Origin of the sequence: Paenibacillus pasadenensis (assembly GCF_023715725.1) — a bacterium.
Classification (GTDB): Bacteria; Bacillota; Bacilli; order Paenibacillales; family Paenibacillaceae; genus Paenibacillus_O; species Paenibacillus_O pasadenensis_A.
On sequence record NZ_JAMBOT010000001.1, the window covers coordinates 763,173 to 784,433 of the forward strand.

Sequence of the window (21,261 nt, forward strand, 5' to 3'; positions counted from 1 at the left end):
GAATTAGCTCGTCAACTGGGTTTGGTGCAAATGGTTATAGATTCCGCCGGATGCCAGCAGCTCTTCATGACTGCCCTGCTCCGCCACCGTTCCTCCTTCAATCACAACGATGGAGTCCGCCTTCTCGATTGTGGAAAGCCGATGCGCGATTGCAATCGTCGTTTTCCCTTCCATCAGACGCTCGATTCCGCGCTGAACGGCCAGCTCCGAATCCGTATCCAGCGCTGACGTTGCCTCATCGAGCAGTAAAATCGGCGCATTTTTCAATATTGCCCGGGCAATTGCGATGCGCTGTTTCTGTCCGCCTGACAATCTCGCCCCCCGCTCACCGACGAGTGTGTTATAACCTTCAGGCTGTTCCATAATAAAGTCATGGGCAAAAGCCGCACGCGCCGCGTCCATCACTTCATCATCCGTTGCGTCCATTTTTCCATAGCGGATATTGCTCGCAATCGTCCCTTCGAACAAATAGGGCTCCTGCTGCACATAAGCCATTTTGTCGCGAAGCTCCTGCAGCGTATAGTCCGCAAAGCTTCTGCCGTCCACCGTAATCTCTCCGGAATCAGACCGATAGAAACCTAACAGTATTTTCATAATCGTGCTTTTCCCGCCTCCGCTTGGACCGACAAGCGCAACCATCTGCCCGCGTTCCACACGAAGATTCAGCCGGTCAAGCGTTTTTTTGGCTTGAAGATAGGCAAATGACACGTCATTAAACTCGATCATGCCTCCGCTGTTTGCGCTTTCGCTGCGCTTTTCTGGTAAGGGCACATCATATCTGTCCGGCTCCGCATCCGCGTCGAGCAGTTCAAAAACGCGGTCGGCGCCCGCCAGCGAAGTTTGCAAATCCGACCAAAACATCCCCAGGTTGCGGAATAAGCTCGTGACGTTCTCAAGCAGCAAAATAACCCCAAGCAGATTACCGATAGAGATTTGTCCATTAAGCATCATAAAGGCTCCGATAATAAAAGCGCCGCCGTTGTTGATCCACAGCAGTAAAAAGTTCGTGCCTGACAAATAGGCGCTCTTTTTTGACCGCAGCATGGATAGCAGGGCAAGCTTGCCTGTCGTCTCCTTATACTTGCCGTTCACTCCCTCTACCATCTGGAACGTTCGGCTAACCTGCGTGCCAGCGACAAGATTGGACAGCTGCTCCAGCTGCACGCTGGTTTGCTCCTGAATATCAGCGCTAATTTTGCGAAGCGGCTTGGCGTATCGGGTATTTACATAAGTGGATACAAATCCAAGCGCGATCATCGCGATTGCGAATCTCCAGTCCATGTAGAACATAACGGCAGCCGAAATGCCTCCGCTCGCGATTAAGGAGACTAGCATCAGCGCTTGTCCGGAAAAAGCTTTCTCCATCGTTTGCAGATCGTTCGTAATCCGGGACAAGCTGTCTCCGCTATGGTTGTTTTCATGGTAGCTGACGGGTAGCAGCTCCATATGGCGGAACACGCGCAGCCGCATGCTGTTCATCGCCGTTTTCACCGATTTGCCGAACCAATACTGCGCAAGCGGCGTCAGCGTACATAGAGCAACGATGACGAGCAGGAACTGCAGGCAAAGCACAACCACCGCATTCATGTCCTTTTCGTTCAATGCGTCGAGAATGGTAGAGACCAAAAGAGACGTAACGATGGATACGCTGGAGCTCAGAACGCCGAAGATTACGAGGCTGAAAAAGTACGATTTTTTATTCCGCTCCAGCATGCGGGCAAGCTTGGCAATTTGTTGGATCACCGGTTACGCCCCCTCTTGAGCCATCTGATCGGAATGTCCGGTTTGTGAATCTGCCTGATTGTGATACAGACGCTGATAGATTCCGTTCTGCGCAAGCAGCTCCGCATGGGTGCCGCTCTCCGCAATGCGGCCCTCATGCAAGACTAGTATGCAATCCGCATTCATGACCGTTGATAGCCTGTGCGCGACGACAAGCACCGTTCTGTTGCGCATCATGCGGTTAATCGCTTCCTGCACGAACTTTTCCGATTCCGTATCCAGCGCCGAGGTGGCCTCATCCAACAGCAAAATAGGAGCGTCCTTCATAATCGCCCGGGCAATGGCAATCCGCTGCCGCTGGCCTCCTGACAACTTTACGCCGCGCTCGCCGACAAGCGTCCGGTACCCTTCCGGCAGCGCACGGATGAACTCGTGGATGTTCGCCTGTTTTGCTGCCCGTTCCACATCTTCCAGCTTGTAGCCGTCATCCGTGCAGGCAATATTTTCGGCGATAGAGCCCGGAAACAGGAAGGTATCCTGCGACACCTGCGAAATTAACGTTCGCGCAGCCGAAAGCTGCAAATCCGTCAACGGTTCGCCACATAGCCTGATACAGCCGCCCTGATAATCATAAAAACCGGTGATGAGCTTAAAAACGGTCGATTTGCCCGAGCCGCTTGCTCCAACCAAGGCGATTGTTTTCCCCTGCTCCAGCTTGAAGCTGATTCCATCCAGAACCTTTGATTTACCGTCGTAGGAGAAGCTGACATCCTGAAATTCAATTGCGGCAGCTTCAGGCACAAGCTTTTGCGGCTGTTTGCCCTCCATTCGCTCCGTCTTTTGATCCAGCAATTCATAGAGATGATCCGCAACGCCTGCGGTCATTTTGAACCGGCCGATCTGGCTCGGAATGTCCCCCATGCCCTGCACGAGGTAATTAATGAACTGGACAAACGCCAGCAATGCGCCAATCGTCAACAGATCTTGTTTGACCAGGTAGCCGCCGAACAGGAAAAAGCCTACCAGAGGAGCCGTCTGAACAAATATGCTCACGGAGCCAATTGCCGCGATCCGTTTCTCTATCCGCAGGAAGCTGCCCATCAGCTTATCGAGCAGCTGCCGGCATTTCTTGTACATGACCTCGGTCAGATTATAGGCTTTGATCATATGAATGCCGCCGATCGTATCCTGAACGACCGTATTCATCCGCGCCATTTCCTGCTGCACCTCTGCCGAATATTTGCCCAGCGGTCTGCTGATCGTTCCGCTCAAAAAAGCCATGAGCAGCACCATGCCAAAGCAGAACAGGGTAAGCTGCCAGTTCATGTAGAACATAATTGCAATACAGATCGTTACACGGAAAACATGGAAAACGAGAGAGGCAAGATCGGTGTTAATAAACCGTTCAATATCGTTCATTCCGCTGGTCATTCTGGAGCTGAAATCACCGGAATGGCGAGAATCGATATAGGAGATGGGAAGCCTGTTAATATGCTCGCCGACCGTATTTTTGAGATCCCGGGCTACAGCGGCGCTGTACCGTCCCGATGCGTAGACGTTAAAAAAATTGACGACGGCGCCGATCAGAATGAACGCGATGAGCCAATAAACCGACTCTACCAAACCCGATTTATCCTCGGACAACGTGGATGAAAATAACAGGTTAATAATATAGACAAGCAGGATATCGTTAGCCGCCATAATGATTGTGCTCAGCAGCTTAACCGCAAGCCAGAACCGGTAGGGTCTAAGAAATGCAAACAGTCTGCGGATCGGAGAGTACGTAGACTGACGGTTTGCGATCTGCATAGATGTCCCCCATTTTTTATAAGTTAGCCTTATGAATCGGGTATGAGTTGGGAGCCTTAGCTGCGCTCCTCAACAAATTGCTGAACGCTCGCTCTGAATTCTTCTACGGTGGAGAAATTGTCGGGGATTAGAACTGCATCCTCCAGCTCGAGGTCAAATTCATTTTCCAGCGCTACAATCAATTTTACAAAGGCAATCGAGTGCAGCCCTACAGATACAAAATCCAATTTCAGCACATTTTCGTCGACGGCTTGACCGATGTTTTTTTCCAGCACGCTGTTAAATCTTCCGTTAAAGCTTACCGTTTGCACTTGCTCGCTCATCATTAAACCTCCCTAAATGGATTGTCCTCTAAATCATGCCGCCATCCACAACAATCGTCTGGCCATAAATGTAGCTGGCCTCGCTGGAAGCGAGGAAGAGCGCTACCTTGGCCACTTCATCCGCTTCACCAAAACGTCCGCATGAAATTTTCTCTATAAACTGACGCCGGATTCGCTCCGGCACCTTCTCCAGCATGTCCGTCGCAATATAACCAGGGGCGATCGCGTTTACACGAATTCCTTTGCCGCCCACTTCTTTGGAAAGCGCACGGGTCAAGCCAATAAGTCCCGCCTTGGAGGCGCTGTAATTCGTTTGGCTCGCGGCGCCGGCCATACCAATTACCGAGGCGATATTCACGATAACGCCGCTTCGCTTGCCGATCATTGCAGGCAGCACCGCCTTGCAGCAGTTATAGGCGCCTTTTAAATTCGTGTCGATGACGTTGTCCCAAGAGGACTCCTCCATCAGCATCAAAAAGCCGTCTTCCGTTACGCCGGCATTGTTGACCAGCACGTTGATTGGTCCCCGTTCCTGAACCGCCGCTTCTACGACTGCAAGCGCTGCATCATGGCTGGATACATCCAGCGCAACCGCTTTTGCCTGCTTCCCTTGGGCTGTCAGATCGGCTTCCAGCTGTAAAGCTGCGGACTCACTGCTCCGGTAGGTAAAAATAACGCTGGCCCCTTCGTCCGCAAACCGTTTTACAATTGCCTGCCCGATTCCTCGTGCTCCTCCGGTCACAAAAACAAGCTGGCCGTCAAACCTCAAGGACTCACCTCCGTGAACCTGGAGAGCACGACGCAGTGCAAGCCTCCATTGACATCGTATCCGTTTACCAGAATAGAACGGTAACGTCCAGGGCGCGGCTGCTGATGCACGATCCCAAGCTCCAGCGATGGATCCGGTGTCACGCAGCCCGCTGTTAAAGGCATGCAGCCTTTGGCAATAGCTAACGCCCCGGCGACCGTATTCATGGAGAACGATGCGCCCAGCGTTTCCCCTACCGCTCCTTTAATGGAGGCTGCGGGAATGGAAGCTGACCGCTCACCGAACAGCTCGCGAATCGCTTCCGCTTCTGCCCTGTCGGCAGCAGGCCTTCCGCCGGCCGCCATTAAAATTCCGTCCATATCGTCCGGGCCGAGAGCGGCGTTCGCAAGCGCCAGCTCCATTACCTGACGTATCGCTGCTGAACCAACAAACCCCTCCAGCTTCTGGTCAGGACGGCTTGCACCGGCTAAGCTGGCACATCCGGCTACCTCGCATAAAATGCGTTCCGGGCTGCTCCTGGTTACACTCTCCGGCTCGAGCAGCAATGCAGCAGCCCCCTCGGTAAGCCGCGTACCGCTTCGATTTTCATCCAGCGGTCTGCAGAGGTAATGCTCATCCTCGGTGACGTGATGATGCAGCTTGAATGCATTGAACAGCTCGGGACAATATTCTTCCACCCCGCCGCACAGGACGGCATCCGCCTTGCCGCTTTGGAGCAGATCAGCGGCATACGCAACGGCGTTGCTGCCCATCAGGACGGTGCTCGCCCCTTGCAGCTTCAAATTCATGCAGGTATGCCCGATGCCGGAGTTATAGAGCGTGCTGGCAAAAACCGTCGGACTGACCGCATCAACGCCGCCGGACACAATTTGCTGGCTCAAAGCAAGATTGGAAACGACCGGTCCGTAACCTGTCGTAAACACGGTTCCGATTCGCGTGCGGTCCATCCCTTCTCTCTCCAGCCATTCCTCGTCCAGCACCTGTTTTGAAGCGCTCAAGGTCAGCCGCGAGAAGCGGTCCATCCGTCTGGCAGCCTTATTATCGATGCGCTGCGGAAAATCAAGCGGCAGATCAAGTTGGGCGGGATCGAGGCCTGCTGAATTGTTGATCCCATTCCAATATTCATCCGCACCGGACCCTGCACAGCTGATCGCTCCTACGGCCGTAACAAATATTTTCTGCATATGCCACTCCCGAAGTCAGTGTAAAATAACTGGCCGTGCTAGTTCAGCGCCGCATTATATACGCAATTAAATGGACTGGCACAGCGTCAGCATGCCGGTTGCGACAGTCAGACCGCCAACTGCAGCCTTACATTTAATCTGATGGAACTTATGAAAGGATTCGATTAATTCCGCCTCTACCATGAACGTATCGCCTGGCACAACGGGATGAAGAAACTTGATGTTGTTGACGGCGCTCAAATAAAATTTAGTTGCCGGTTGACTGTCCGCCTTGCAAAACATCAAACCGCCCACCTGAGCCATCGTTTCAATCATCAGCACCCCCGGAAACAGCGGTTCATCAGGAAAATGTCCTGCGGTCCAATGTTCGTTCATGCTGATGTGTTTGTAGCCTTTAGAACGTTTCATATATTCAACTTCTACCATGCGGTCCACCATGAGGAACGGATACCGGTGCGGCAAAGCTTTTGTTATTTCAATAACGGACTCCATGCCAGGCAACTCCCACTCCTGAGTATTCATGACGCTTCCTATTCAACACGCCCAACAACAATAGTTGCCGAGTTGCCGAAAAACGCGTACGAGTTGGAAAGCGCGTAGTTAATTGGCCGGTTGACTGCCCGGTCTTTCAAAATTTGAAAATCTTGAAATTGTTCCTGTGTTTCCTTCAATGAGGCGGTTGGAGGCACAATTCCACGGTCAACGGCGAGCAGCGTTGCCGCCAATTCGACGCTCCCTGCAGCTCCCAAGCAATGTCCTGTGACCGCCTTTGTGGAGGAGACCATCACGCTGGACCGTTCCTCCTCTGTATGAAACACTTTGGAAATGGCCCGCATTTCCATAATGTCGTTCAATATGGTAGCGGTTCCATGTGCATTGATGTAGTCAATATCGCATGGCTGCAAGCCGGAATCCTCCAGCGCCATCCGCATCGTCCTGGCCGCCCCTTCTCCTTCGGGATCCGGACTTGTAATATGGTGCGCGTCATTGCCCAGCCCGTAACCCAGCAGCTCTCCATAGATGTGAGCCCCGCGCTGCTTCGCTCTATCCAAGGTCTCTACGATAAAAACAGCAATTCCCTCGCCAAGCGACAAACCGTCACGATCTTTATCAAACGGCACGCAGCCGTTTAAGCTCATCGATTGCAGACTGTGAAAACCCGCAATATAGTTGTCCGATAATGCCTCCGCCCCAACAACGATCATGACATCCGCTCTTCCGTACCGAATTGAATCGAGTGCAATGCCCGCACCGGCCGTTCCCGCTGCACAGGCCGACATCGTGGTGAACGTCTGGCCCCTAATACCTATGTAAGACACAATACTGGAAAGCAAAGATGGAATTTCAATTAATCGGTTCGAATCCAGCTTACCGTTCTGGAGTTGCTTCATATACGCCAGCGTTCTGATATGGCCTGGAGCAGACTCCGATAAAGACAAACCGGCCCGTACGCCGAGCTCTTCAATATCCGTTTTGGTTAGGCCGCTGTCTTGCAACGCTTCTTCCAGCGCAGCGTAAGCCAATTGTACGACCCGCTGCTCCTCTTCCAGCTCAGGAAACGGTTCACTGATACAGCCTGCCACATCGCTTTTTACGCCAAGCTGCCTTAGCTTCTCCTGAGGCCGCAGCCCGCTTTTTCCGTTCATAATGGACTGGAAAAACGTTTCCCGATCCGAACTTCCTGACGTAAGAATGCCGATTCCGGTAACTACGGCTTGACGTTTTACCATCGGTTATTCGCCGTTAATACTGCGGATCGTGTCCGCTATGGAACGAACATTTTTGAACACCGACATATCGCTGCTTTGAGGCTTGACGCCGAACAGCTCCTTCAAACCAACCGCCAGCTCCAATGCGTCAACGGAATCAAGATCCAAGCCTTCTCCGTTTTCATTTACATCAAAAAGCGGTGCGGTATCGTTAATGTCTTCCGGTAAAATATCAAGTCCCAGCTTTTCAACGATCATGCTCTTAATCTGACTTTCAATCGATACTTGCACTTGTCCCATAAATGTCAGCCCCTTTTCACCTAAAAATAGAATTTATTACATTGGAAGCACTTACATTTAAGGTTTGATAATTTTTCGGCAATAGCGAGAGCGAACTACAAGCGCATCAGCCCCCCTCCTAATGGCGTTTTCAATTGATGAGGGAATTCAAATCTATTAAACGCTGGATTATGCTTAATTAGAATTGAGAGCAGTTCATAGAGGTTTAAGATGAATCAAGAGCAGATCACATGGGGTCATCGTCGATGGAGTAGAGACAGCCACTTACAACATTACCGTTCATCTCAACCGCCATCCGAAATGTGGTGGAAAGGAAGCTGGAGTCTCAACTAGGAGGGAAAATTTCAAATCGTTGCCTGTTCTTCAGTATATTTGCAGTATATATTCGTTCAGACGCTAAATCAACAATATATTCCAAGTTTCCTCCTAAAGCGTGAGCCAGGAAAAATACTGTTATATTTTGTCTTAATCGTTCGGAGTGGATTTCAACCGAACATAAATATTAATATAAAATAACCTTACCTATTCTGAATCAATTTAGATCTCCTCGGAATAGTTATATTAGATCTTTTCTAATCAATTCGAATCATTTTGATTCATAAGCGATTTCAGTAAGGGAAATATTTCAATTCTATCACTCTACTTAAAAATCTGAAATCGATTCCCTATTTGGAGAAAAAATCCCTGGTGAGCCTCGCCGGACGACCCCCTTGACCGCATTTCGCCCGGCGCTGTCCTTATTAATGAATCAAAATTTCTCCCGCTATGCAAACATGCGCCGGTACACACTTTCATTCAGTTGCACCTCCGCGCTTTTTACCTGTTCATCCAGCCGCTTTTTCAGCTGCTCCTCGACATAAGCTGACTTTAGGCTGTCCTGTACCTCCGTCAACGGTTTGTACCGGTTCGTCTCTCTTTCCGAGCAGCGCAAAATAACATAGGAACCTACGGTCTCAATAACCTCGCTCATCTGCCCCTGTTGAAGCTGCTCCGCGATCGCTTTCATCCCGGAATAAATGACATCGTCGTTGCGCTGTGTCGTTTCGTCGAACAGCTGAACGAGCATTTGACCATTTTTGTTGTACTTCTTTTGCACGCTCTCAAAGCTGGCGCCGCCCGTCAACTGCAGTTGAGCCTCGCCGATGATCCGTTTGGCCGCTTCGCGCCCGGCGCTGCTCTCAGGATCAAAGCGAATTTCAATTTTGTCCAGCTTAATGGAATCCGGCAGCCGGAACTGGGGCTTGGCCGCTTTATATCTGGCGCGCAGTTCCTCCTCCGTAAGCTTGAATTCGCCCTGCTCCAGCCTGTCCTTCAATGCTACCTCGTCATTCGTCAGAACGTAACGGAAATATTCGCTTTCCGAATATTCGACCGGCCCGTATATCGGCTCGCCTTTAGCGACCGCCGCTTTTCTTCGTGCGTTTTCCTTCTGCCAGCCAGCAATAAATGTGCGGTAGCTCAAATCCGGCTTCACTCCGTTTTGCTTCATCAATAATTGATTCAGTTTAATCCGCACGAGCGCCTCCACCGTTTTGCCGCGTGCGTAATCGATCGGGATCTCTCCTCCGAAATTGGATTCCCAGAAATTTTTGCCGGGCGCAGCCCCATGCTTCTTCTGAAAATAAGCGTAAGTCTCGGCAACCGGCCCGGAATTCATAATCATTCTGAACTCCCTGGCCGTCACTGGCTCATTATTGACGGTCAGAACCTCCGCGCTGTCTGCCAGATCGCCAAATCCTCGTGCTGACGCCAGTAATACAGCAGCAATGAACACCAGTGCGACACCCGTCCAGATAAAGTGCACTTTTCTCATCGTCTCCCACCTCAAGGGGAAAAGAGACGCGAAGGCTTCCGCCCTGCAAACGTCTCTTTCCGATTCAAATATACAACTGACTATTATTGCTTGAGCAGGCTAATATCGTCGCCCCAGGCCGCGCTTGCTCCGGATGGCTTATAAAAAAAGATCGTCGCCGTTGTGCTGGAGGCTCCCGTCGTAAACATAAATTCGCCCTTGGTGTAGTTCACGGATGCAATTTCCGTCGTTTTTTGATTGCCGCCGTAATGTTTAACGCCGAGCTGCACCGGCTCGCTCGCGCTGGCCGTTTTGCCGTATCCGCTTAATACATAAGTCGTGTTCGGTTCAACGGCAACAACCTGCTCCGCTGAGCCCGGTCCTCCGTTCAGCTTCAGCGCATAACTTCCGCTTCTCGCTCCGCTGCTCGCAACGCTTGCCGTCTGCCAGTTCGTCCACGGACTCAGAACGCCGCTCTCAAATCCGCCGTTTACGGCCATCTGCCGGGGCTTGACGACAAAGTCATCGCCCCAGGCCGCGCTTGCTCCGGATGGCTTATAAAAGAAGATCGTCGCCGTTGTGCTGGAGGCTCCCGTCGTAAACGACAGCTCTCCCTTTGTGTACGTTGTAGAAGAAAACTGCACGAGCGTTTGATTGCCCCCGTAGTTTTTGACGCCCATCTGGACCGGCTCGTTGGCAGAGCCTGTTTTGCCGTATCCGCTCAATACATAAGCGGTATTGGGCTCAACCGTTATAACCTGCTCCGCTGAGCCCGGTCCTCCGTCCAGCTTCAGCGCGTAACTGCCGCTTCTCGCCCCGCTGTTGACTACGCCGGCCGTTTGCCAGCTGGTCCACGGGCTTAAGCTGCCCGTCTCAAAGTCCTCGTTAACGACGAGCTGCTTCAGGTTAACGCTGAAATCATCCCCGAACGCGGCGCTTGCGCCTGCTGGTTTATAAAAGAAAATGGTCGCGGCCGTGTTGGAAGGCCCTGTCGTAAACTCAACCTCGCCCTTCACATAGGAGGCGGATGTTATCTGCACGCTCTGCTGGCTGCCGCCGTAATTTTTGACGCCGATCTGCACCGGCTCGCTGGCGGAGCCGGTTTTTCCGTACCCTTTTAATACATAGGTGGTGTTCGGCTGAACGGTTACGACCTGCTCCGCTGAGCCCGGACCTCCGTTCAGCTTCAGCGCATAACTCCCGCTCCTCGCCCCGCTGTTCACGACACTGGCTGTCTGCCAGTTCGTCCACGGACTCAGGCCGCCGCTTTCCAGACCGCCATTGCCCACTACGGGAAGCTCAGCCGGTGGTGTCGGAGTCGGTGAAGGAGTAGGCGTCGGGGTTGGCGTTGGAACCGGACTGCTCGGCGCCGTCACGCCGGAGCCCCCGTAAGCGCCGATATTAAAGCTGCTTTGAGCGCTGCCGCCAACCGGATTGCCCCAGTAATCCTTACCGCCGTTGTTCGCAATGAACAGGCCGGAGCCGATGGCAGGCGAGCCGTTAACCAGCTTGTAGCCATCCACCGTGTTGATGCCCAGTCCGCCTGTGCCAGGCGAAGCCAGCTGCGGATCCGCCGTTGCGACGGCACCTCTTGCCTTATCCGCTTCAAGCGCAACCTGATTCGGCTCTGGATTTGTGTCGCCGGGCGTACGGTAAGCGATCCGATAATTGCCGTAATAAATGTTATTTTCAAAAACAGTGTTAATTGGATTTCCCGCAATCTGCGAATCGTTAAACTTGTAACCGCCGGAGCCCAGATTGTAAAAGATATTGTTCGTAAACGTCGTGTTTGTAGGCCAGCCGTTGTTCCACGGCCAGGAAGCAATGATATTTGAGTTCAGGCCTTCCCGGACATAAATGGTATTGTTGTAAATATGCGTGTTGTTTGGATTGCCGTTCAGCTGAATGACGCTGTTGCGGTCGTTCTGGCTGATGTTGTAACGAATGATCGTGTTGTTCGTGAATTTGCCGGACTGAGACGGCGCGCAAATCAGCACAAATCCGCCTTCGTTGTCATGGCTGTAGTTGTACTGGATAATAGTGCCGTTGCTCTGGTAATCGCTGTCGAAGCCTTGACCGTCCCACGTCGTGCGAGTCAGATAAGCCTCGTTGTACTGAATGACCGTGTTGTCCGCTGCCCAAGGCCAAATGGCAACGTTGGCCGATCCAGCCCTTGCGTTTGTGTTGGAAGCGGTATTGTATTCCACCAGCGCGCCGTCCGTCCCCTTTGGCACGATGCCGTCGCCGCCAATATCGTCAACCGTGTTGTTGCGGATGACTACGCCCTGATGCGGATACCACTGGTCCCCGCTTTTCCGGTCGGGATGGGTCCACCAGCTTACGCCTGTGCTGATGGCTGTCCGGTCCACATGCCGGATCACGTTGTTTTCAATTCTGGCATCGGAAAAACGGGTGGGAACCATATTGCCGCTTACGTCAAAATGGATGCCTCCCGTATCCTTGCTCGTCAAGCTTCCGGCAATGTCCCGGACGTAGGTGTTACGGATGTAGACATGCTTCAGCTCCCCGATATCCTGCGCGTTAACCGCAATGCCTCTGGACACGCTCGGGTTGTTCATGCCGGTTATTTCAAGATTGTTGACCTCGATATACGCATTGTTATGAAAAAGCACAAACTGGCGTGACAGGTACAGATCATCCGCAAACGCCTTGCCTGTTCCGCTGTTCGTCTTTTCCAAATAGATTACGGCTGTCGTGGAATTGCCTGTCGTAAAGGGAATGCTATGATATTCGTAGCCGCCCCAGAGTCCGGTTGATAACTTATTCGCCGTGTACACATCGTCGCCCACTGAATTGAACTGTTTTGCGCCCAGCCGAACCTCTTCGCCGTAATTTTCCAGCCGGTAGGCAACGCCGATTTTATACGTCGTGTACGGCTGCAGATCGGTAATTGTCTGCTCCAGACGGGTTCCGTTGGTCAGGAAAGCGCGTTTTCCTCCGTTGACGGACTCAATTCCCGCATTGGCCGCTCCGCTGCTGCCGTCGGATTTTTTGGCTGTCCACGCCGTATTGACGGCATCGTCAAACTTAAAGTTGGCATAATACGGTTCAGCAATCGTGTCGTTGTAAGCGATGATCGGCTTTGCGCCTTCGCCGTACTTGTCGATTACGATGGGATTGCCTTCGGCGCCGGAGCCTTTCGGCGTCAGCTGCCCGGTGAAGTAACTTCCCGCCTTCAGCAGCACCTTGTCGCCTGGCCCTAATGTAACCGCATTCAATTTTTCAAGCGACTTCCAAGGCGCCCCGATTGCCGTGCCGCTGTTGCTGTCGCTGCCCGCCGCGGAATCGAAATAATACGTTATGCCCCCGCTGGAGCTGGCATTTGCGACGCTCTTCTGGCCCGGGCTCGGCGGATTGCCGAATACAAGCGTTAGGGCCATCGCCAGGCTCAACCATTTTACCGTTTTTTTCATTAATAATCCCTCCTTATGTGAGATGCCGGGAGCGCTTGGCTGCGCCCCCGGCGTAAGGTTTTAAGATTGCAGCGGCGGGTAGGCAAATTTTAACCCGAGCTTCTCCTTGTTCGCTTTGAATTTGGCATTCATAATGTCATACCACTTCTGCCAGTCATGCTGGTCCATGTACTGGATCGCTTCTTTATACAGCGACTCCAGCTCGGCGTCGTCCTTGGCCAACACCATTTTCGACTCCATCTTCTTCCAGTATTCATCCAGCTTAACGCCGGTTGCGACCTCAGGCGTTCCCGCATCCGGAATCAGCCCGTCAAATGTCCGGTCATCCATTACGCGAGGGCCGTACACTTTGCTCTCGTACTCGCCGTTGGAGCGCTGCAGCTCGTTCGCAGGCAGCGGGAAGCTGCGCTGTACCGGCACCCAGTTGGTGAACCATTCCATGCCGTTCAAATATTTCTGGCTCGCGGCGGCCCAGTCTTTATCCAGCTCCGCTTGAACTTCCGGCTTTTTCACTACATGTCCGTCCACCATGTCCCATGTGACGCCTTCAATGCCGTGCACATTGTTCAGCACTATTTCCGGCTGCGTCATATATTCAAAAAAGCGCACAAGCCGGTCGGGATGTTTGGAGTCTTTTGTAATCATTGTCATCGTCCAGCCGTTGAGCCCGGAGCTGGACAGATAAGCTTCCTTCGCGGAATCGCCTTTAACCGGTCCGGCAATCCAGTAGCCGATCTTCTCGCTGGCGCCTTCCATTTTTGACGCGTACTGGTCCATTTTTTGTCCCTGATAGGCAAATACCGTTCCGTTGGCTACCTTGCTTCCGAGCTGTTCCTCCTTGAGGAGCATGGAATCCAGCGGCATCAGATTTTCGCGGTACAGCTGATTCATGAACTTGACCGCCTCCAGCGCCTCCGGCTGTTTTCTCCAGTCAAGCCAGTTGCCCTGCGGGTCTTCCCACGCCATTCCGAACTGCTGCGCAAAGTATTGAGCGCCTTTTTCCTCCAGAGGATAAAACGGGATAACCTTTTGCCCGTTGTACTCCAGCTTGGCGTCGCGAACTTTGCGCAGCGCGTCCAGCATGCCTGCTTTTGTATCCAATCCCTCGCGCGGAATTCCGAGCTGCTCCGCAAGATCCTTTCTCATCGAAAGTTTGTTATGGGTGACATAATAGTTCTCTTCCGTCATTTCTTCCGGAGCATAGAAGTAGTTCACGTACCCGTAGAAATTGCCGTCCTTGTTGCGGAACCAATCCTGCATGCTTTGCGGAACTTTAAAATCAGGCGCGTATTTCTCGATCAGCTCGTTCAGCGGCAGCACCCGTTTTCCTTTTTCAAGCAGCTCTCTCTGCGGCGAGCCATGATAGGTCGTCACTAGATCGGGAAGCTGGCCGCTGGCGATCAGCGCGTTGAATTTATCCGAGTTGCCGGTAATGAACTCAACTGAAATGCCCGTTTCTTCGGTTATCTTTTTGTCCAGCGTGTTAATACCGGTGTCCCAATTCTTTTTATACCAATCCGCATCGACGAACCATTTGATTTTGAGCGGTGTTTTATCCCAGGTCCAGCTCGGCCCTTCCTGTTTAACCGGCGCAGCCGAAGGAGCCGTCGAAGCGGCCGGCGTATTTTCCTGTGCGCTGCTGGAGCAGCCTGCCAGCGCCGTGGCCAGCAGAACCGAAATGGATAATAGAGAGAATGTGCCTTTTCTGCGCAATTTGTTCATTCATTGTTCCCCCTGCGTTTGTTTTATAGGAAAACACCGGTGAAGGTGCTCTGCTAACCTTTGACGGAGCCAATCATGACGCCTTTGACAAAATACTTTTGAAGAAACGGATAGCTGATTAGAATCGGGAACGTGGTAACCATCATTGTCGCCATCTTAATCGTTTCCGGGTTGACCTTTCTCGCTCCGACCGGCACCGCATCCGCGGCTGCCTTGGCCATGCCTGCCGCTTCGGAGGAATTGCTGATGATCCGGTAAAGGAACAGCTGAATGGTCTCCAGCGACTGGGACGAGGTAAAAATCATCGAGTCGTAAAAGGCGTTCCAGTGTCCCACGACGCTGAACAAAGCGATTGCAGCCAGCACCGGCTTCGACAGAGGCAAAATGAGCTGGAAAAAAATGCGGTACTCCCCTGCCCCGTCAATGCGGGCGGACTCAATGACTACCGAAGGAATTTCTCTGAAATAGGATTGGAAAATTAGCATATTCCAGACGCTGAACAAGGCAGGGATGATATACACGAAAAAGCTGTCGATCAGCCCCAGCTGCTTAAGAACGAGATAATACGGAATCAAGCCGCCGCTAAAAAACATCGAGATCAGCAGAAACACGGAGTAGATGTTCCGGCCCTTTAGATTGCTGCGAGAGAGGCCGTAGGACACAAGAGCTGTGAACAACACGCTCAAAGCCGTGCCGATCAGCGTTCGCATAATCGTAACGAGGAACGCGCTGTAGATCGTTTTGTCCATAAACACAACCTTGTAATTATAAAAGTTGAACCCTTCCGGCCAGAGCGAGATAGCGCCCCGCAAATATTCGTTGCCGTCGCTGAAGGAGCCGACCAGACACATCCAGAACGGAAGCAGAGTCACCACAATGAGACCAATCATAAAGAGACTGTTCGCAAATTCGAACACGCGGTCTCCGATCGTTTTGCCAATTACCATCTTGAAGCACCCTCTCTCTACATAATTCCTTTGCCGCTGATTCGCTTCGCCAAGTAGTTGGCCAGGAATACGAGAATCAAGGCAATGACGGATTTGGCAAGGCCGACCGCGGCCGAGTACGAATATCTCATCTGTCCGACCCCAAGCTTGTACACATAGGTGTCGATCGTTTCGCTCATCTCTACGTTTAGCGAATTTTGCAGCACGATAATTTGATCAAAGCCGGTATCCAGTATGCCGCTCACCGAGAAAATGAGCATAATGACGACTGTGCCCATGATGGAAGGCAGCGTTACGTCAATAATTTTCCGGAATCTGCCGCAGCCGTCGATCGAAGCAGCTTCATAAAGGTCCTGGTCTACTCCCGCTATGGCCGCAATATACAGCACGGCTCCAAAGCCGAAGCTTTTAATAATGCCCGAAACGACGGCTACCGTCCAAAAGTAATCCGGATTCGCCATAAACTCCACCGGTGAATCGAATAGTCCGAGTCCGACCAGAATCGCATTAACGACGCCTCTGTCAGCCGACAGGCTCGTCAGCACCATCCCGCCAAAGATGACCCAGGAAACAAAGTGCGGCAGATAGGATACCGTCTGCACCGTTTTTTTGAATTTGGCCGAGGTGATCTCGTTTAACAGGAGGGCAAAAATAATCGGAATCGGAAAGCCGAAGATAAGGCCCAAAATGTTGATTCCCAGCGTATTCCGCAGCACCGGCCAGAAGCTGTCGTCATGGATGAATTCCTTGAAATTTTGCAGCCCGACAAATTCAGAGGATGCGAAAATTTTAAAAATGTTAGCGTTCGCATTTTCAATCAAGGTGAAAAAATCGAACTGCTGGAAGGCAATCATGACCCCGTACATCGGCAGATAGGCAAAGATGAATACGAAGAGAAGCCCCGGCCAAACCATGGACTGGAGCTCAAATTGAGCTTTGAAGCGGTAGCTGATTTTGAATGGCTTCATGCGAGACATCTCCCTCTTTGGAATGCGCTTACATTAGGGAGTATAAAAGATTCGAGCCGGCGATCGAATCTCTTTATTTTGGTTTATGTATCATGTTTTGCGGTACTCGCTCGGAGAAACGCCAAAGTAATTTTTGAACGCCCGCGAAAAGTTATGGATGTTATCGTAACAAAGGCTGACGGATACCTCTTGAATTCTCACGGAAGGATCGGTCAGCATTTTGCGCGCCTCCTCCATCCGCAGCTTCGTTATATAGGCGGTAAAGGTCATGCCGGTGCCTTCCTTGAACAGCTTGCTGAGATAGGAATAGTTGACACACACATGAGCCGATACGTCCGCCAGCGTAATCGGCTCGCGCATTCTGGCATTGATGTAACCAAGCGCCTTGTCGATAATCGTGCGTTCTATTCCGCCATTCACCGGCAGGCTTTGAACGATCAGATCGCCTACATACTGCTTCAATTCGGACAGGCTGGCAAAGCTGCTGAAGGCACGGAACGGCTGTCCGCCCAGCGCAAGCCGCTCCGCGTCGGACAAACAGCTTGCGGCAATTCCAGTGGCGAGCGTATACCGCTGGCGGACATGCTCGATGGTGCGGTGTTTAAGCGCCGATACGCTGAACCACTCGTCAAGCGCGGCCCGGATACGCTGCGGCGATTGGGATTTCAACTGCTGCTCCAGCTCAAGCAGCTCCGCCTTCGTGGCGGCAGGCTGATCGGGATCGGCATGCAGCAGCAGGCTTCGCGACGACAGCAGCTGTATTTGACTCAGCAGCCGATAGGACAGCAAATGCTCCGCCTGCTGGAATTTTTCGGGAAGCTCCCCCATTTGTGCAAACCAGTCGCTCTGCGAGGCTGTCATTCCGGCTGCGTGCTCATCCGTCATGGCCAATGCCTTCAGCTCCTGCTTGAGAGCCGAATGAATCTCATCCCACTGCTGCAGCTCCGCATAATTGCATACAAGCACAATCCGGTTTGCTATATTCCGCGCTTCCCGGACGACAATTTCGCTGATCTGCCTGGACAATGCCCCGCTGACACGCTCACGGACCGATTTTGCCCAACCGTCCGTGAAGCTCTTAGCCGATGCAGGCTCAATCAGCAAGACACAGCAAAAAGAGAACGGAAAATAAACGGACCATTCATTGTCCGGCTCCTGGAGCTCTGACCCTCGCTCGAAAAGCAGCTGTTGAAGGGAGGACTCAAAGCGCAGACGGTCGTAGTCCTGTTTCACGGAGAACAGCGTTTGCCGGGCAGCGCTGTCGTCCATCAGCTTCTGAATCGCGGATTGGAGCCGCGTTTGCAGCTCATCCATGCTGACCGGCTTTAGGAGATAATCGATTGCTCCATGTTTAAACGCGTTTCTGACGTAGCTGTAATCGTCGAAGCCGCTGAGCGCAATTCTTTTAACGTCGCTATGCTCCTCCTCCATGCAGCGAAACAATTCAATTCCTCCCATCTCCGGCATCATCATGTCGCTAATGACGATATGCGGCTGCTCCCGCCGGATGATCTCAAGCGCTTCAAGCCCGTTGGAGCCGACCAAAATCTCTCCGACATGCTCAAGCTGCAGCGCCTTGATCCGATGCCTCAAGCCCTCACGAATAACCTGCTCATCGTCAACGACCAAAATTTTATACATGATGTCACCCCTGGTAGGCAATATTCGGCAGGACCATGACCGTTCTCGTAAACTCGTTCTCCACGCTCTCCATATACAAACAATAGCTGCTGCCATAAAACAGCTTGATGCGGAAATTGATATTTTGCAGGCCGATTCCGCTTCCGTCGCTGAAATCCGTCTCCTCGTTCGTCTGTTCGCGGAATTGCCGGTTCATCCGCTCAAGCTTGCCGCTAGGCAGCCCTTTTCCGTTATCCTCCATTTCGATGTAGATTAAGCCGTTCTCCTCGCGGACGCCGATTCGCAGCTGAAGATCTCCGCTGTTGGAGCTAAAGCCGTGCATGATGCTGTTTTCAATGATCGGCTGCATAATAAATCGGATGATTTTGATCTCGCGCAGCTCATCCGGCAAATCCACCTGGAGCCTCAAGCGGTCTAGCCGCAGGTTTTGCAGCCCGATATAACTTTTCATATGTAAAATTTCCGTCTCAACCGTCGTGTACATGGAATTATCGTCAATGACATATCGAATCATTTTGCCAAAATGAGCGATGGCGTCCGCTACTTCAAAGTCCCCTGCCAAGGCGCAGCGGTTGACGAAAATATCCAGCGTGTTGTAGAAAAAATGCGGCTTAATTTGCAGCTGCAGCGCTTTGAGCTGGGTGTCCTTATGGGCGGTTTCCCGCTTGATTCCTTCCTCTATCAACACCTGAATTTTGTCCAGCAGCTGGTTGTAACGCAGCGCGATCTGGCCGATCTCATCCTTTCGTTCAATCGGGATTCGGGTGCTGAAATTATTTTCAATGATCCTGTCCATCATGCGGACGTTTTTAATCATCTTCATCAGCATTGTGCGCAGCAAAATATAAAAAGCGACGATCATCGCAATCATGAGGAAAATCGGTATTCCGACCGTCAAGCTTAAAAATCCCATCCGCGGCAGAGCTGTAACGACTCCAACCGTTGATTTTAGATCCGGTATAGGCTCGGTCAAAATTAACTTCCCGCCCCGTTCGATGTCCGCGCGTTCCTTAACCGTTCCTTGCAGCAGATCCCCGTCCGCCTTATCCATATGTCCGTTCAAATATAAAATCGGCCCTTGAGGCGGAACTGCGAAGATGACATCTGAGTTATCGGGAAGCTCCGCCTGCCTGCCGAACAGCTCCTCTTTGGAAATGCTGATCGCAGATAAGCCGACATAGGTGCCGGCTTCGGTATAAATTTTATGAACATAAGCGTATTCGTCCGGATTGCTTCCAAACAAATCGTCCATGCCGGGCACAAGCCAGAGGGAAACAGCATCGGATAACATGAAGTCGCGGTACCAAGCCTTGTCCTTCACCCGGTCGATATGAAAAAAGTCGCCAAAACCTTCTGGAATCTCCGTGTTAACCATATAAATCGAAATATCTTTGATCGTAATTTTATGGTAAAACACCGCATAGGAAACGAGCGGCGTAATTTTGTCGCGGTAATATTCAATGTCTTCGGAGGTTGGGGCGAGCGGGGTCGCCAAAAATTCAGTTAATCTTGTGTTAAAGCTTATGTTCATGCTCACACTTTCTACCAGCTCTTTTTTCTGGCTGATGCTGCCTGCGATTTGCTGAAGAGTCATCCTCCAATTTTGGCGGAGATCGTCATGATATCTCTGTTTAATCTGGTCGTAGCTGATCAAGCAAAGAATAAGTGAAGGGATCATAATAAAGAGAAGAAAGGAATACGTGAATTTATGCATCAGCCTTAAATCTTTGAAATAGTTCATCCGAGCCTTTCCTCCTTCTGCCGGCAAGTGGTGCATGAAACGGGTTTCTCAAAGCCAGCGCTGTACATGATGGCGGCGCATGAAAGCCCTACCACCAATTCTCTGTATACACTGTTTCTCCTCCCTCTTAAGTCGGTAAAAGAAAAAAAATAGCGAGCATCCGCCAGGATGCCCGCTATTTGCCCTGCCTGCTATCGTTGCCGCAGCAGCTGAAACGGGGTTAGCTCCCGCTCCCGAGCCCAGCGACTGCACATAAAAAATCAATTTTGCAGCATCTCTCGTTGTACAAGCAAAACGCTCTTCAGGCTGCGAGATATTGGATCAGCTTGTACTGACCGGGAGAAGCTCATGTTTAATTTTGGGACAAGAAGAACAGTAATCTTCCGGCTCATCAGAGGCTTGATAGTAGTAACAGCAGGTTTTGCGAATACGAATCGGCTGTTCGCAAGCGACTGTTTCCACCTTAGGACCATAGTATCGGGCCAGCGGATTCTTTTTCTCTCCGAACAGATGCGCGGGGGCTTGAATCAAATAGGCAAAATCCTCGCGGACCCGCGCCTGCATTTCTTCCCCGATTCCTTGCAGCATCCGGCTTTCATAGAGCCAGAACACATAAATGGAAGTATTTTCCCAAAGTACGGCCTTAGAGACAGGGGCATTGCGGGAAATGGCGTCCCACGCCCGGCTGAGATTCTCGGCAAATAAATTAGAGATGACCCGGTCGCGCCATTCCGCCCTTCCGCCAGCTTCCGGCCGGCTAACCTGCCAGTCATTTAGCCTGATTTTAGGCAGCCAGAGGTCTTCCTTCCATATGGATTCGATATGGGCGTTCTCAATCGAATAGTCGAGTCCCTTATCGAACACACTCATCGCGTAAAGACAGGAGGCTGCAGCGAGAAAGCTGTATCTTTTCCCGAACAAAGAAGCATTGGCCATGAGCGTTTCCGCCTTGAAAACTTCTGCTGTCCGCGTAAAATATGCTAGGCTTTTGTCGCGGTCTAATAAGTCAATTGCCGGCACCGAAAGTCCTCTATCCTCCGACGGTTGTATAGCTAGACGAAATTCTTCGACCAACAGGTCGATTTCATGCTGTTCGTAAACGAAGGCCATTGGCGCCCTCCACCCCAACTCCTATATTTACCATACACTTTAAGCCAGCGCCTCCCGATTTGTCAATGATAATGAGAATTGTTATCAAAA

16 protein-coding genes are annotated in these 21,261 nt (G+C 51.6%); all 16 read right to left on the bottom strand.

Annotation, left to right across the window (positions count from 1 at the left end; all coding sequences use genetic code 11):
* Positions 1-3: 3 nt before the first annotated feature.
* The 16 genes from M3223_RS03470 to M3223_RS03545 all read right to left on the bottom strand — a co-directional run bounded on the left by M3223_RS03470 (position 4) and on the right by M3223_RS03545 (position 21,171).
* A complete protein-coding gene (locus M3223_RS03470; RefSeq protein WP_251558961.1) occupies positions 4-1,743 on the bottom strand; it encodes an ABC transporter ATP-binding protein in 1,740 nt (579 codons plus the stop codon).
* A gap of 3 nt (positions 1,744-1,746) precedes the next feature.
* A complete protein-coding gene (locus tag M3223_RS03475) occupies positions 1,747-3,531 on the bottom strand; it encodes an ABC transporter ATP-binding protein (protein WP_251558962.1) in 1,785 nt (594 codons plus the stop codon).
* Positions 3,532-3,587: 56 nt separating this feature from the next.
* Positions 3,588-3,854 carry an acyl carrier protein gene (locus tag M3223_RS03480; RefSeq protein WP_251558964.1) on the bottom strand — a complete coding sequence of 89 codons (267 nt, stop codon included), beginning with the start codon at positions 3,852-3,854 and terminating at the stop codon, positions 3,588-3,590.
* Between the two features lie 28 nt (positions 3,855-3,882).
* Complete coding sequence (fabG, locus tag M3223_RS03485; RefSeq protein WP_251558966.1) at positions 3,883-4,623, bottom strand: 3-oxoacyl-[acyl-carrier-protein] reductase; 741 nt, start codon at positions 4,621-4,623, stop codon at positions 3,883-3,885.
* Positions 4,620-5,807, bottom strand: coding sequence for a beta-ketoacyl-[acyl-carrier-protein] synthase family protein (locus tag M3223_RS03490; RefSeq protein WP_251558968.1), 1,188 nt, complete (start codon positions 5,805-5,807; stop codon positions 4,620-4,622). Before M3223_RS03490 ends, fabG begins: the two co-directional genes overlap by 4 nt.
* 66 nt (positions 5,808-5,873) lie before the next feature.
* Complete coding sequence (fabZ, locus tag M3223_RS03495) at positions 5,874-6,299, bottom strand: 3-hydroxyacyl-ACP dehydratase FabZ (protein ID WP_251558971.1); 426 nt, start codon at positions 6,297-6,299, stop codon at positions 5,874-5,876.
* Between the two features lie 38 nt (positions 6,300-6,337).
* Complete coding sequence (locus tag M3223_RS03500) at positions 6,338-7,537, bottom strand: beta-ketoacyl-[acyl-carrier-protein] synthase family protein (protein WP_251558973.1); 1,200 nt, start codon at positions 7,535-7,537, stop codon at positions 6,338-6,340.
* Between the two features lie 3 nt (positions 7,538-7,540).
* Positions 7,541-7,816 (bottom strand): acyl carrier protein, encoded by a 276-nt coding sequence (locus M3223_RS03505; protein ID WP_251558975.1) that lies wholly within the window; start codon positions 7,814-7,816, stop codon positions 7,541-7,543.
* Positions 7,817-8,579: 763 nt separating this feature from the next.
* Positions 8,580-9,629 (bottom strand): peptidylprolyl isomerase, encoded by a 1,050-nt coding sequence (locus tag M3223_RS03510; RefSeq protein ID WP_251558977.1) that lies wholly within the window; start codon positions 9,627-9,629, stop codon positions 8,580-8,582.
* A gap of 83 nt (positions 9,630-9,712) precedes the next feature.
* The gene (locus M3223_RS03515) at positions 9,713-13,042 is read right to left on the bottom strand and encodes a carbohydrate binding domain-containing protein (protein WP_251558979.1); all 3,330 of its coding nucleotides are present in this window, start codon (positions 13,040-13,042) and stop codon (positions 9,713-9,715) included.
* A gap of 60 nt (positions 13,043-13,102) precedes the next feature.
* Positions 13,103-14,764, bottom strand: a complete 1,662-nt coding sequence (locus M3223_RS03520) for a hypothetical protein (RefSeq protein ID WP_251558981.1) — start codon at positions 14,762-14,764, stop codon at positions 13,103-13,105.
* Positions 14,765-14,817: 53 nt separating this feature from the next.
* Positions 14,818-15,711, bottom strand: a complete 894-nt coding sequence (locus M3223_RS03525) for a carbohydrate ABC transporter permease (protein ID WP_251558983.1) — start codon at positions 15,709-15,711, stop codon at positions 14,818-14,820.
* Between the two features lie 17 nt (positions 15,712-15,728).
* Positions 15,729-16,679, bottom strand: coding sequence for an ABC transporter permease (locus M3223_RS03530; RefSeq protein WP_251558985.1), 951 nt, complete (start codon positions 16,677-16,679; stop codon positions 15,729-15,731).
* A 90-nt stretch (positions 16,680-16,769) separates the two neighbouring features.
* Positions 16,770-18,320 (bottom strand): response regulator transcription factor, encoded by a 1,551-nt coding sequence (locus tag M3223_RS03535; protein ID WP_251558987.1) that lies wholly within the window; start codon positions 18,318-18,320, stop codon positions 16,770-16,772.
* 4 nt (positions 18,321-18,324) lie between these two features.
* The gene (locus M3223_RS03540; RefSeq protein WP_251558990.1) at positions 18,325-20,061 is read right to left on the bottom strand and encodes a sensor histidine kinase; all 1,737 of its coding nucleotides are present in this window, start codon (positions 20,059-20,061) and stop codon (positions 18,325-18,327) included.
* Positions 20,062-20,382: 321 nt separating this feature from the next.
* On the bottom strand, positions 20,383-21,171 hold the full coding sequence (locus tag M3223_RS03545; protein WP_251558992.1) for an IucA/IucC family C-terminal-domain containing protein: 789 nt from the start codon (positions 21,169-21,171) through the stop codon (positions 20,383-20,385).
* Positions 21,172-21,261: the final 90 nt, after the last annotated feature.

What these genes read in the sequence shown, in the direction of transcription:
- M3223_RS03475 (WP_251558962.1), bottom strand. Translation starts at nt 3,531, where the DNA reads ATGCAGATCGCAAACCGTCAGTCTACGTACTCTCCGATCCGCAGACTG.
- M3223_RS03480 (WP_251558964.1), bottom strand. Translation starts at nt 3,854, where the DNA reads ATGAGCGAGCAAGTGCAAACGGTAAGCTTTAACGGAAGATTTAACAGC.
- M3223_RS03490 (WP_251558968.1), bottom strand. Translation starts at nt 5,807, where the DNA reads ATGCAGAAAATATTTGTTACGGCCGTAGGAGCGATCAGCTGTGCAGGG.
- fabZ (WP_251558971.1), bottom strand. Translation starts at nt 6,299, where the DNA reads ATGGAGTCCGTTATTGAAATAACAAAAGCTTTGCCGCACCGGTATCCG.
- M3223_RS03500 (WP_251558973.1), bottom strand. Translation starts at nt 7,537, where the DNA reads ATGGTAAAACGTCAAGCCGTAGTTACCGGAATCGGCATTCTTACGTCA.
- M3223_RS03505 (WP_251558975.1), bottom strand. Translation starts at nt 7,816, where the DNA reads ATGGGACAAGTGCAAGTATCGATTGAAAGTCAGATTAAGAGCATGATC.
- M3223_RS03510 (WP_251558977.1), bottom strand. Translation starts at nt 9,629, where the DNA reads ATGAGAAAAGTGCACTTTATCTGGACGGGTGTCGCACTGGTGTTCATT.
- M3223_RS03515 (WP_251558979.1), bottom strand. Translation starts at nt 13,042, where the DNA reads ATGAAAAAAACGGTAAAATGGTTGAGCCTGGCGATGGCCCTAACGCTT.
- M3223_RS03520 (WP_251558981.1), bottom strand. Translation starts at nt 14,764, where the DNA reads ATGAACAAATTGCGCAGAAAAGGCACATTCTCTCTATTATCCATTTCG.
- M3223_RS03525 (WP_251558983.1), bottom strand. Translation starts at nt 15,711, where the DNA reads ATGGTAATTGGCAAAACGATCGGAGACCGCGTGTTCGAATTTGCGAAC.
- M3223_RS03530 (WP_251558985.1), bottom strand. Translation starts at nt 16,679, where the DNA reads ATGAAGCCATTCAAAATCAGCTACCGCTTCAAAGCTCAATTTGAGCTC.
- M3223_RS03535 (WP_251558987.1), bottom strand. Translation starts at nt 18,320, where the DNA reads ATGTATAAAATTTTGGTCGTTGACGATGAGCAGGTTATTCGTGAGGGC.
- M3223_RS03540 (WP_251558990.1), bottom strand. Translation starts at nt 20,061, where the DNA reads ATGAACTATTTCAAAGATTTAAGGCTGATGCATAAATTCACGTATTCC.
- M3223_RS03545 (WP_251558992.1), bottom strand. Translation starts at nt 21,171, where the DNA reads ATGGCCTTCGTTTACGAACAGCATGAAATCGACCTGTTGGTCGAAGAA.